This window comes from Rufibacter roseolus (genome assembly GCF_017916365.1).
In the GTDB taxonomy this organism is placed as follows: domain Bacteria; phylum Bacteroidota; class Bacteroidia; order Cytophagales; family Hymenobacteraceae; genus Nibribacter; species Nibribacter roseolus.
On the sequence record NZ_JAFMSU010000001.1, the window covers coordinates 1703067 to 1714521 of the forward strand.

An 11455-nucleotide genomic window follows, 5' to 3' on the forward strand; every position below is an offset into this window, starting at 1 on the left:
AGGCAGCTCAAATAAATTAGTTTATTGGTGGAGAGATTATGATTTGCTTTTAGAGCCTATTTTCCTAAAAATGATACAAAAACAGAAGTTGTAAGTCAGCAGTATTGCCAAAGAACAAACACCTGAACTTCAGCCTCGGCTGAGGGAACTCCGGAGCCTTTAGCCCAACAGTAAGTTAGCAGCAATTCATCTAATGATCATAATCTTAATGCTTGTTGCATATGGCAAAGACAATTAACCAACGCATGACTGTTAATCTGGAGGGCGATTTTGTGGTGTTCCTGATTGGAATGCGTATCAATCGCTTTTGGAAATTTCATAAATGGTTACCAGTGGCAAGAGCCATGCCTAAGATGCTGAAAGAGCTTTCTCAGAAACCGGAGAGGGGTTTTTTGGGCTTTCAATTTAACGGCGGCATTCTGCCGGTGATTGTTCAGTACTGGAAATCGTTTGAACAACTGGAGGCTTATGCCAAAGGCAGAACGGGTTACCATTACCCCGCCTGGAAGGAGTTCAACACCAAAATAAAAAGTAATGGTGATGTAGGCATCTGGCATGAAACCTACAAGGTCAGGGCCGGAGAGTACGAGTGTATTTACAACAACATGCCCAGATATGGCTTGGGTAAAGTTGGTGACTTAGTGCCGGCTGTTGGTAGTAGAGAATATTCTGCCCAAAGGATTTCCCTAAAAAGCACTGGCAGCCGCTAACGTATTGGCGCTTTATGAGTGCAAGCCTTATGTACCTATTTTCAACCGGGAACCGACATTAACAGGAGAACTAAATTTGAACTGAGATTTTCCCGATATGCCACCTTCACAAAGTGCTTGTCCAGGAGCTTGGCCTTCTACTCCCAGCCGTGAGGGAAAGGCCATGCTCCTGGACAAGCACTCACCTCAGAATTCCAGCCTCCAGACTTGGTTTGAAAGGGAAAATAGATTCCCTCCAAAGGTGGCACCCCCCGCCAGGTAGACTTCATTGCCAGCGGAGACGATAGTTTCATATTGGATCGCATCTTGGGGCAGTACCCCGATCGACCAGGTGCGGGTCCCCAGATCGTAAATATCGAACCGGTGGGTATCTTGCCCTATATTCCGGAAGAAGAGTAGCTTGTTATTCTTCAAAACGGCGTTGTTCGCCATAAACCCGGGAAGGGCGGGCTGGAACAGCGGGGCGAAGGAGATTTCCCCCGAGGTCGCGTTCCACTTCTCCATAGCGCAGCCTCCCAGCCAGTAGACATCGTCCGCCACGGCAAGGCCGGCCAAATGCCCCATAGTATAGTTCAGGGAGGCCGTGGACCAGGAGCCTGTGGCACCGTCATACACATCCACCTTGTTTGAGGGGGTTGGCTCCCACATGTTATCCTTGTACCCACCCGCAAAAAACACTTTCCCGCCCCCAGCTACGGCGGTGATAAGCCCTCGGGGCTCGCTCAGGGTGGTTGTGGACCATTGCTCGGTGGACAAGTCGTAGATGTCCACCCGGTCAGAAGGAGTGAAATTCGCATCCTTCTCCCCACCCGCGAAAAACACCTTGTCGCCAAAGGTCGCCGCCGAGACGTACGCCCGGGGCTCGCTCAGCGTGGCCACCGACCAGGCACCCGTGGCCGCGTCATAGATATCGACTGTGGAGAAATAAAGGTCGGGGGTGCCAATATCGCCACTGGACAGCCTGCCTCCGGCAAAAAACACCTTGCCACTGACTGCCGCCGCAGCAATGGCGGAGCGCGCCTCGCTCAGCCGAGCCGTCGACCACCGCCCAGTGGACGCGTCGAAGATATCCACCCGGGAGGAGCCTTGGCCGTTAATGCCCGCGGCCGACCATGAGGCGCCCGCAAACATTATCTTAGTGCCAACCGTCACTCCTGCCATCATGGCCCTCGCCTCTGACAGGGTGCCGAAGGGTACTAGCCGGGCGGTGACTAAGGGCCGGCCGGTGCTATCGCAGGAGATATCTACGAACCCTGAGTTCACTGTCACCTGCACGGTGTCCCTGGCCACCCTGCCCGCCGCGTCCCTCACGGTCAGGACAAATCCGTAGTTGCCTGGGACAAGGTTGTAAACCTCAGTTCTAGCGGTATTTTTGGATTCTATCCGGAAATAGTCTGGACCGTAGGTTTTAGTCCAATCATAGCCTGTGATCTGTGAGTTGAGGCTGGTGGAGTTGCTGCCGTCAAGAACGACACTGTTCGGCGGGGGGGTGATGGTTTGGTCCGGGCCGGCGTCTGCTTTCAAGACCATATCCGGTCCAGTGCCTTCGTCATCATCATTGCAGGAGGCAAAGGGAAGGATCGCCAGCAGCAGGGCCATGGATGCTTTCAAGAGTGGTTTCATAAAAGCGGCTTTTTAATGTGCTTCGGTTGAGGAGAATGGCATGAAACAATCCGCCTTGGCGATGCAGAATGGCATTTCAGGGAGGCTGAAGGGTACTCAATAGGCAAGCCAGAAGCGGAGCTGGTTGCCGATATATCCGTCAAACTGGGGTAGTCCCTACTTTGTGCCGGCTACTGCTTTTGCCGGTTTCCTGTCGGCCCTCTGGTAGGTCGCACCCCACTCATGCACCTTGCCGGCCAGTGTGGTGACAATGAATTTCATCACATACCTGTCTCCCTGGATTCTGGTGGTTACGTCTATTTTGTCTGTCTCATTTGCCGGTGGGTGCGCCAAAATGAACTTAGGCACCATCTTTTTCCCGGAGAGGGTGTAGGAGCCTAGGATCACTGCTTTTACCTCTTCCCCGTTTCTCCCGACCAACATGAAGTGCGTGGGGGTAATAAGCTGAAATTCCTTGCTGACCGGGTCGTTCACCCTCTTGCCGTTCTCCATATGGTAGGAGGAGACCAGGTTCCATGCCCCCACCAGTGACTTGTCTGCGTTGGGGGTGCCGTTCACCTTCCGGTACACCTCGTGGAGTTCCACTTTCTTGCCATCGGGCAGCAGGATATGGCCGTCCTGGAAGAGCCTGTCTCCCTCGACCCGCATGGTGAAGGCGGTGGTGGTGGGGTCGTCCAGTTTCTCGACGTACTTGTTGCCTGTCAGGGTGTAGGTTCCATAGCCACCTCCCATCCGCAGGGTGTCTCTTACCATGCCCTTCACCACGTACATCCAGTGGGTGGGGGTGATGACCTTGTATTGCTTCACCGCGTTTACGTCCCGATTAATGGGTTCGCCGTCTTCGTTCTTCCCGGTCATGGAGAGCATCTCCCAGGTTCCTACGATGGAAGGGGAAGTTTGGGCTTGCAGCTGTGCTACGAAGACACAGAGCAATACCACAGCGAGAATGGTTGTCCTTTTCATGATACTGCTTTTTTTAACTGTGAATGGATCCTGTGATCCCTTATATAATTTACAGATAAGATTTGACAGATGAAAGGTAATTGTAGGCTATCTTGTCTGCTATTCAGTAAGTTATAAGGTGGAACCTTTGCGAAAGGAAGGGGGCGTTGCGAATGTAGGTAGCGGGTGTGTTGATGTAAGGGCGGAACAATGGGAACCGATTCCTGCAGGGATTGCGGAGCCGCAATCAACTGAATGATAGGATTGGTTTGTGTGCAAAATGTGTGCAAACAAAAAAGCCACTCACAAGTTTGTTCTCGTAAGTGGCTCGTTCTTAAGTGGTCGCGTAGGAACATCACCTTTCTGTCAGTAAGCGTAATTCCTGCTATCCACGATTCTTCTATCTCAGAACTCAAGCCTCCAAACCTGATTTGAAAGGGAAATTAGATTTCCTCCATAGGTGGCGCCCCCCGCTAGGTAGACCTCGTTGCCGGCGGAGACAATGGTTTTATAATTTATCACATCCTGGGGTAGCACCCCGATGGACCAGGTGCGGGTAGCCAGGTCGTAGATGTCGAACATGTGGGCGTCATCCCCGGCACCCCTGAAGAAGAGTATTTTGTTGTCCTTCACCACGGCTTGGTTATTCATTGGGTTAGGGGTGGCGGGTTTGAACAGCTGCTCAACAGAGGTTTCGCCCGTCCTCACGTTTCTCCTCTCCATCGTGCAGCCCCCCAGCCAGTATACCTCATCCGCCAACGCAAGGCCGTTCAGGGACCCCATCGGATACGTTAGGGAGTCTGTGGACCAGGAGTCACTCGCCCCATTGTACACATCGATCCTGTCGGAAGGCACGGAGTCCCATAAGCTCTCCTTTTGCCCACCCGCGAAGTACACCTTGCCTCCGGCCGATACGGCGGCGATAAGCCCCCGGGGCTCACTTAGGGTGGCGGTGGACCATTGGCCTGTGGAAAGGTCGTAGATGTCCACCCTGTCTGAGACTGAATAGTTTGCACCCCTCTCCCCACCCGCGAAGAACACCTTGTTCCCCAGGACCGCAGCCGAGACAAACGCCCGTGGTTCGCTCAGTGAGGCCACTGACCAAGTGCCCGTCGCCGTGTCATAGATATCCACCGTGGAAAAGTTCAGGTCAGGGGTGCCGGTGCCGCCGCCGTGCAGCCTGCCTCCGGCGAAGAATACCTTGCCTCCGGCGGCGATGGCCGCAATAGCAGAGCGCGCCACGCTCAGCCGGGCCGTTGACCAGGTGCCGGTGGCAGCGTCGTAGATATCTACCCGGGAGGAGCCGTAGCCGTTGATTCCGGCGCCGGAAAAGGCGGCGCCCGCGAACAGTACCTTAGTGCCGGCCGCCGCCGCTGCCATCCCTGACCTTGCCTCCGAGAGGGTGCCGAAGGGAACGAGGCGGGCATTGACGACGGGACGGTCCGTTTGGTCGCAGAGGGGCTCGACGTCCCCTTGATTCACCGTCACCTGCACAGTGTCGCTGGACACCCTGCCTGCCGCATCCCTGACCGTAAGCGCGAATCCGTAGATACCCACGACAAGGTTGTATACCTCAGTCTTGGCGGAATCTTCGTATTGTATCCGGAAGTCGTCTGGACCGTAGGCCTTGGCCCATTCATAGCTAGTGACACGCGAGTCTGGGCTGGTGGAGTTGCTGCCGTCCAGGCGGGCAGGGCTGAATAAATTGATGGTTTGGTCGGGGCCGGCGTCCGCTTTGAGCATAGTTTCAGGAACGGTGCCTTCGTCGTCGTCATCGCAGGAGGCGAAGGGGAGGGCCGCCAGCAGCAGTGCCATTGATGCCTTTAGGAGTGATTTCATAAAAGCGGCTTTTAAATGTGCTTCGGTTGTGGAGAGTGGCACGGAACAAGCCGGACTTGGGGGAATGGCTTTCCAGGGAGGCCGACGGGCACATAAGAGGCAAACCGGGAACTGAGGCGGCGCTGTTTGCCGATCTGCCCGTCAACGGGAAGAGGAGACGGCAGCTATATAGCTTGAATTTTGATTGAGGAATTGATAGGAGCTTCCTATTACATATACGTTTTATTTAATACAATATACTAAATAATACCAAAATATGCTATACTCAACATACCATCCTCAAAGACCAATCCCTCAGCAGGACCCATACAACCGAGCCTGCCGGAACTTAGGCCCACCGGCGTATACACCCTCTCCTAATTGAATAGACGCTCGCTGGAGGGTGGCTACTGTCATGTTCGGCCAAGGTGATGAAGGTAAATCCTCCAAGTGGTGCAAAGGGCTGCCTGATCTTGTATGCACTAATGTGTCAGCGGAGTAGCAGAACATCCGTTTTTCCTTTCTAGCGTACATCCATTAAAGGTCGGCCTACTCTTTCCATGAAAATGAACTGCCCTGCCGAAATCCGATCTACCAGTCTGACCCAAAGCGTTTCTATCGGGGAAACACGCCCACCCTCAAATACAAGCTACCGGGGTATGTCACTATGCTGCGTAAAAAAGGGAAGATGCGTAGAAAATTATGCACTCTAGGACATAGCTTTTTAAGGGATGAAATGCCGCAGGGAAGCAAAAGTTGTACGTGTATGTGTACGCACTAAAAGAAAAACGCCTGTAATGCATTGCAGAACAGGCGTTTATAAATTTCTATGTGGTCGCGTAGGGAGTCGAACCCCAAACCTTCTGATTCGTAGTCAGATGCTCTATCCAGTTGAGCTACGTGACCATCGTTTGATTTAGTGTTGCAAAGGTATACCCTTCTTTTGGTTTGCGCAAGTCTTAGGGTGAAAAAAACTTCAGAAAAATGCTATCTGCTTCTGTTTAAGGCTTTTTTAATTGCGTTGTTCAGTAAAAAATATAGGCCTGCCAGGGAAATCACCACCAAACCGCCCAGTAAAAGCTTGCCCGAGGTGCCGGCATTGGGGTCTTTCAGGAGGGCCAGCAGGTCCTGGGCCTGGGTGCCCATCCAGAAAAAGAAGATGGTGCGCGGCAACATCCCCAGCATGCTGGCCAACAGGAACCGGCCGCGGGGCACTTGCACCAGCGACAAGACAAAGGTCATAAAGGCAAAGGGTAGCACCGGCGAGATGCGCGTGAGAATGATCAGGCTGAGGCTGTGCTCCCGCAGTTCGTTCATCACCCCCTCGGCCTTGGGGAACTGGTGCAGGAAAGCCGTCATCTTGCCATGGTCAATGAGCCTGGCCACCGCATAGCCAATCAAAGCCGCCACGCCATAAGAGATCACCACCCCCGGGAAAGAACCCCATCCGAAGAAGAAGCCGGTGGCCAGCGCCACAAACGTGGTGGGCGTGATGGCAAAGGCCATGGTGAGGGAGACAACCAGGAAATAGAGGATCTGCTGCAGCGGGGAGAGGGATTGGAGCAGTTCCTGGTTATGGTAAAGCCAGAGTGCCAGCCCGGAACTGGCCAAAACCGGGATCACCACCAGCAACAGGGAATAAAGAAGCGTACCAGTATTTTGTTTCAGGAGTTTCTTCCACATAAGCGCCGAATATCGGGTATTTTCTGGAAAGTACGGGAAAACCGCCTCGGTCGCCGAACAAACCCGAACTGGAAACTTGCCTTCAATTCTCTAACTTGCGCCGCTACTACCGTATAAGACTTCTATGAAATTCGGAACCAAGACCATACACGCTGGCGTGATGCCAGACCCAACCACCGGCGCCATCATGACGCCCATCTACCAGACATCCACCTACGTGCAGCGCTCCCCCGGCGACCACCAGGGCTATGAATATTCGCGTACCCACAATCCCACCCGCAGCGCCCTGCAAAGCTCTATCGCGGCGCTGGAGAACGGAAAACACGGCCTGTGCTTCGCCTCGGGTATGGCTGCCACCGACTGTATTATCAAGATGCTGAAGCCCGGCGATGAGGTCATTGCCACCAATGACCTCTACGGTGGCACCTACCGCATCTTCACCAAGGTATTCCAGGAGTACGGCATCAAGTTCCAGTTCGTGTCCATGGCCGATATCAGCACCATTGAGCAGTATGTGACCGAGAAAACCAAGATGGTGTGGGTAGAAACGCCTACCAACCCGCTGCTCAATATTATTGACATCAAAGGCGCCGCCGAGATCTGCCAGAGACGCAACCTGCTGCTGGTGGTAGATAACACCTTCTCAACGCCGTACCTGCAGACCCCACTAGACCTGGGCGCCGATATTGTGATGCACTCCCTTACCAAGTACATGGCCGGTCACTCAGACGTGGTGATGGGCGCCATTGTGGTAAAGGACGATGAACTGGCCGAGCGCCTGGCGTTCCTGCAGAATGCCTGTGGCGGCACGCCCGGTCCGCAGGACTGCTTCCTGGTGTTGCGCGGCATCAAGACCCTGCACATCCGTATGCAGCGCCACTGCGAGAACGGTCGCAGGATTGCCGAGTACCTGCGCCAGCACCCCAAAGTGGGCAAAGTGTTCTGGCCGGGTTTCCAGGATCATCCTAACCACCAGATCGCGCAGGACCAGATGCGTGATTTCGGGGGGATGATCTCCTTTGAGCTGAAGGACGACCAGATCCAGGCTGCTATCCAGGTACTGGAGAAACTGCACTACTTTGCCCTAGCCGAGTCACTGGGCGGCGTGGAGTCGCTCTGCGGGCACCCGGCCACCATGACGCACGCCAGCATTCCGCAGGTAGAGCGCCTCAAAGGCGGCCTGTCTGATTCGCTCATCCGCCTTAGCGTGGGCATTGAAGACGTAGAAGACCTCATCGCCGATCTGGAGCAAGCGATTGGGTAATGGTTGAATGAGAGATTGAATGATTGAGTGAATTTGGGTGACTGAATTCCTGTCAATAGAGAGAAAAGCCTGTCTGGTGTTAATGCCGGGCAGGCTTTTTCGTTTTAAGCCGATTTTCTGAAAAACAGACTTGAAGCAGCCGCTGTTTGTGTGTCTTGTAGGGGCAATCCCTTGTGGTTGCCCTTGCGCAATTTACCGCAGTTCTGGTTATTGGTGAGAACACGCAACAACGGCGGCAACCGTGGTGCGCATTTCGTCCCCTTTGAAGGGGGTAGGGGGATGATTGCTCGTGCTGGTTTTGGCGTTCCCGAGTTACATTATGAATCGTTTCATGGCTGATGTAGATGGTTCTTCAAACGGCCTTGTCATCCCCCTACCCCCTTCAAAGGGGGACGGAATGCGTGAACATCGGATGCCGTTGTTGGTGTTATCATGGGCAAACGAAACTGCACTCAGCACCGAACAAAGGCAACCACAAGGGATTGCCCCTACATATCATCATTAGACACTGAAATAGTTTTTGGGCCGGCTTTCTGAAAAGAGGGCTAAAACAGCTAAGGAGCCAGATTACAGCTTCTGGTGGATAACCTTCCAAAATTCAATCCCGTTTTTATAAGGAAAGAAGATAAGGACTTTCGTGCTTATCAGAATTCAATTTTGTATATTCAGTTACCCAATGGAAAGGAGCGTGACCGATGGTATTAGCCAATTGCCGAGCTCAATTCACTGCCAATGATTTTGATTTCGTGGCCAGCGTGTTGTCCAGCCAAAAGGGGCAGCGCATCAGTCTGGTAGAACTGCTCAGCGACCCTGAGTGCCGAGACGAGATGCTGGACCATGAGGCCCTGCCCAAAGCCCTGCTTTCCAGGGAAGGGCAAGTAGCGGTATCGCAGCAGCTGTATTTCTATGTGCTGGCCCGCACGGTACTGCGGCGGCAGGGCATAGAAGACCGCGAACTCGCCGATTACATTGGCGCGCTGCTCTGGCAATTCTCCTCGGTGCAGCGCATGCACTCGCCCCACGAGAAAATGCCCCAGCAGTTCCATTACATCGTGGAGATGCTGGAGGCGCTGTCCAAGGCCTCGGCCGCTGAGGCCTTTCTCATCAGGGTCCACATCGGGAATTACGCGCTTTTCCTCTCCGGCATGTTCCACGCCTGGATTGAGAAACGGCAGCAGCGCGGTGCCCCGGATTCTTCTTTCTATGAATCGGTGGGCAGGTCCAGTTTCAAGACGGCTGCCAACCATAAACTCGCCTACCAGCTGGAACTGGCGCAGGTGTACGCCCTCCTGGCCGAAGGTTTCAGAGGCACGCGTTTGGCTTTGAACGAGCTGGCCCAAACCATCTGGAGAAACCAGGAGAAACCACCGTTCACGCTATAAAGGAAGTAACTCCATCCTGAAGGTTACGTCTTAGGTAGGCCGATCCATTCTGTAGTGAAGCTTCCTTTTCCAAATCGGCGGAGCCAGTTTGAGGCCGTCGCCTCACGAGATTTGCAAACTTCCGGGCAATGTAGGTCCAAGTTGAAAACTTGAACCAGGGTTTGTGCTTGAACCAGGATTTCTACTGGAGGAAACAGCCAGAGCCGCTTCTGTTAATCTAGTCTATCCCGTAGGTGGCGTGACAGGTGCTGCTGAAAATGATGAGGTCCGGGGTCATGCGCAGCCCGGTAGTGCCTATGCCTTTGGCCTCCAGCCGCATATTGGTCTCCTCGGCCATTACCGCATCGCCAACCATGGAACGGCCTCTTGAGTTGTAATTAGCCATTTCCAGCAGTTGGCCCTTGCTCACGTTTGAGGTGCGGCACAGTTGGTCGGCGGTTTTGGAGGCTTCCTTGAGGGCCAGTAAATCGGCTTCTCGCTGCAGGCTGTCGGCTTGGGTGTGGGAGTACCGGATGTGCTGGATGCGGTTGATGCGGGTTTTCAGCAGGCCTTCCATGAAAGACTCCAGCCGCTTGAGGTTGGTAAGTTTGATGGTGATGGACTGCGAGGTGTTGTAGCCGATGAATTTCTGTTGGTCCCGCAAATATTGGTATTCTTTGTTTGCCGAGACACTGCTGATCCTGATGTCCTCGGGCTTGGATGTGAATTGCCGGGACAGGGCCAGCACCTCCTCGGTCACCAGCTTCATCTCCTGCACGGCATCTCTCATGGCGGGTTTGGTAAAGGAAGATTCCACGGTGATTTCGGCCAGGTCTGGGTAAGAAGTAACGCTGCCGAAGCCCAGCACCTTTACGTTCCGGGGCGGAGCCGCCGCCTGCGGACTGCAAGCTGATAGTAGGGCCAATACTAGAAGAGGCCACACCTGGAGTGCGGCGAACGGTCGGAGAAGATATCTTTTCATATGGCAGGGAGAAAGAGGTTTAGATCAACCACCATGATGCTGGTTTGCGCCGTTTTCCATAAAAACGATGAAGAAATGTTTAGCGGCGCCACCCCCCGCAAAGGAATTCCAAACCAGCAGAAGGGTGCTACAAGAAGAATGGCTATCTTTAGATACACCAAACCCCTGAGCCAATGAATCGTCACGTGAGCAGATGTCTGAGCCTCCTGAGTATTTTCCTGATGGGCTGTTTGGCTTCCGCCCAGGCGCAATCCAAGGATGAAAAGCAGGTGGCCGCCGCCGTGGAGCAATTGAAAAAGGCCATGATCACGGGAGAGCGCCCGGCGCTGGAAGCGATGGTGGCGGATGCCCTGAGCTACGGGCACTCCAGCGGGAAAGTAGAAAACAAAGCGGCCTTCGTGGAGGCCATTGTGAGCGGTAAGTCTGATTTCGTGACCATGGACCTCACCGAGCAAACCATCCAGGTGACCGGCAAGACCGCCATTGTGCGGCACAAGCTCTATGGGCAGACGAATGACAGCGGCACTCCCGGAAGCGTGAAGTTGGGCGTGATGCAGGTGTGGCAAAAACAGGGCAGTGCCTGGAAGCTCCTGGCCCGCCAGTCTTACAAACTGTAAACCGATTTTTCTGATCAAGCCATAAAAGCAAAAACGCCAGCTACTATAGCTGGCGTTTTTGCTTTGTTTTCCTGAAAAGAGCCATAAAACTTAAGGCTTGGTTCGGGCCTTCAAATTAGTGTCTTCTACAGCGAGGAGAGGTTACAGGAAGCTGGTTTGGTTTTCACGGTCTTGACTTTAGAGTAGGTCTCACCTTTGTGCTGGACTTTCTCCCGCACCTTGCCGGGTTTCTTGCCCCAATTGATGACTACCTCCGGAGAGTTCTGCCTGCTCACCAGGGTTGCTCCTGAGGGAAGTTTCCAGTTGTAAGTGGCGTTGGCCAGGCGGCTGGCTCTGAAGGTGAAAAAGATGACCTGCCTGCAGCCGGAGGCCAGCGCAAAACCAATCTCACCTGGGTATTGGCTAAAAGAATTGAGAAGCTTTTCTTTCATGAGCCGTCACTTTCAGGTGGTTTT

The 11455-nt window shown here is 53.8% G+C and carries 10 protein-coding genes, 1 tRNA gene and 1 pseudogene; 4 read left to right on the top strand and 8 right to left on the bottom strand.

From position 1 onward, the window contains the following. Positions 1–221 precede the first annotated feature (221 nt). On the top strand, positions 222–710 hold the full coding sequence (locus J3P35_RS06680) for a DUF4188 domain-containing protein (protein ID WP_210463553.1): 489 nt from the start codon (positions 222–224) through the stop codon (positions 708–710). Positions 711–896: 186 nt separating this feature from the next. Here the strand turns inward: J3P35_RS06680 and J3P35_RS06685 are convergent, their stop codons facing one another. From J3P35_RS06685 to J3P35_RS06705, 6 genes and pseudogenes are all read right to left on the bottom strand, one after another. Continuing rightward, entirely contained in the window at positions 897–1691 is a 795-nt protein-coding gene (locus J3P35_RS06685) for a Kelch repeat-containing protein (protein WP_210463554.1), read from the bottom strand. Between the two features lie 291 nt (positions 1692–1982). Continuing rightward, a pseudogene (locus J3P35_RS22285) lies at positions 1983–2333 on the bottom strand (PKD domain-containing protein); the annotation flags it as partial. Positions 2334–2489: 156 nt separating this feature from the next. Next, positions 2490–3296, bottom strand: coding sequence for a hypothetical protein (locus tag J3P35_RS06690; protein ID WP_210463555.1), 807 nt, complete (start codon positions 3294–3296; stop codon positions 2490–2492). A 384-nt stretch (positions 3297–3680) separates the two neighbouring features. Then, a complete protein-coding gene (locus J3P35_RS06695) occupies positions 3681–5114 on the bottom strand; it encodes a PKD domain-containing protein (RefSeq protein WP_210463556.1) in 1434 nt (477 codons plus the stop codon). 811 nt (positions 5115–5925) lie between these two features. Continuing rightward, positions 5926–5999: transfer RNA gene (locus J3P35_RS06700), tRNA-Arg, on the bottom strand. 81 nt (positions 6000–6080) lie between these two features. Continuing rightward, entirely contained in the window at positions 6081–6776 is a 696-nt protein-coding gene (locus J3P35_RS06705) for a TVP38/TMEM64 family protein (RefSeq protein WP_210463557.1), read from the bottom strand. Between the two features lie 124 nt (positions 6777–6900). On the opposite strand from J3P35_RS06705, the gene J3P35_RS06710 reads away from it, so the two are divergent. Together J3P35_RS06710 and J3P35_RS06715 are read left to right on the top strand one after the other, a co-directional pair. Next, a complete protein-coding gene (locus J3P35_RS06710; protein WP_210463558.1) occupies positions 6901–8040 on the top strand; it encodes a cystathionine gamma-synthase in 1140 nt (379 codons plus the stop codon). A 695-nt stretch (positions 8041–8735) separates the two neighbouring features. Then, positions 8736–9422 carry a hypothetical protein gene (locus tag J3P35_RS06715; protein ID WP_210463559.1) on the top strand — a complete coding sequence of 229 codons (687 nt, stop codon included), beginning with the start codon at positions 8736–8738 and terminating at the stop codon, positions 9420–9422. A 217-nt stretch (positions 9423–9639) separates the two neighbouring features. Here J3P35_RS06715 and J3P35_RS06720 read toward each other — a convergent pair whose 3' ends face one another. Further along, a complete protein-coding gene (locus J3P35_RS06720; RefSeq protein WP_210463560.1) occupies positions 9640–10383 on the bottom strand; it encodes an SIMPL domain-containing protein in 744 nt (247 codons plus the stop codon). A gap of 173 nt (positions 10384–10556) precedes the next feature. On the opposite strand from J3P35_RS06720, the gene J3P35_RS06725 reads away from it, so the two are divergent. Continuing rightward, positions 10557–11000 carry a nuclear transport factor 2 family protein gene (locus J3P35_RS06725; RefSeq protein WP_210463561.1) on the top strand — a complete coding sequence of 148 codons (444 nt, stop codon included), beginning with the start codon at positions 10557–10559 and terminating at the stop codon, positions 10998–11000. Between the two features lie 125 nt (positions 11001–11125). Here the strand turns inward: J3P35_RS06725 and J3P35_RS06730 are convergent, their stop codons facing one another. Beyond that, positions 11126–11431, bottom strand: coding sequence for a hypothetical protein (locus tag J3P35_RS06730; RefSeq protein WP_210463562.1), 306 nt, complete (start codon positions 11429–11431; stop codon positions 11126–11128). Positions 11432–11455: the final 24 nt, after the last annotated feature.

Coding starts and splice junctions, on each gene's coding strand:
- J3P35_RS06695 (WP_210463556.1), bottom strand. CDS start 5,114: ATGAAATCACTCCTAAAGGCATCAATGGCACTGCTGCTGGCGGCCCTC.
- J3P35_RS06680 (WP_210463553.1), top strand. CDS start 222: ATGGCAAAGACAATTAACCAACGCATGACTGTTAATCTGGAGGGCGAT.
- J3P35_RS06705 (WP_210463557.1), bottom strand. CDS start 6,776: ATGTGGAAGAAACTCCTGAAACAAAATACTGGTACGCTTCTTTATTCC.
- J3P35_RS06720 (WP_210463560.1), bottom strand. CDS start 10,383: ATGAAAAGATATCTTCTCCGACCGTTCGCCGCACTCCAGGTGTGGCCT.
- J3P35_RS06725 (WP_210463561.1), top strand. CDS start 10,557: ATGAATCGTCACGTGAGCAGATGTCTGAGCCTCCTGAGTATTTTCCTG.
- J3P35_RS06690 (WP_210463555.1), bottom strand. CDS start 3,296: ATGAAAAGGACAACCATTCTCGCTGTGGTATTGCTCTGTGTCTTCGTA.
- J3P35_RS06730 (WP_210463562.1), bottom strand. CDS start 11,431: ATGAAAGAAAAGCTTCTCAATTCTTTTAGCCAATACCCAGGTGAGATT.
- J3P35_RS06715 (WP_210463559.1), top strand. CDS start 8,736: ATGGTATTAGCCAATTGCCGAGCTCAATTCACTGCCAATGATTTTGAT.
- J3P35_RS06710 (WP_210463558.1), top strand. CDS start 6,901: ATGAAATTCGGAACCAAGACCATACACGCTGGCGTGATGCCAGACCCA.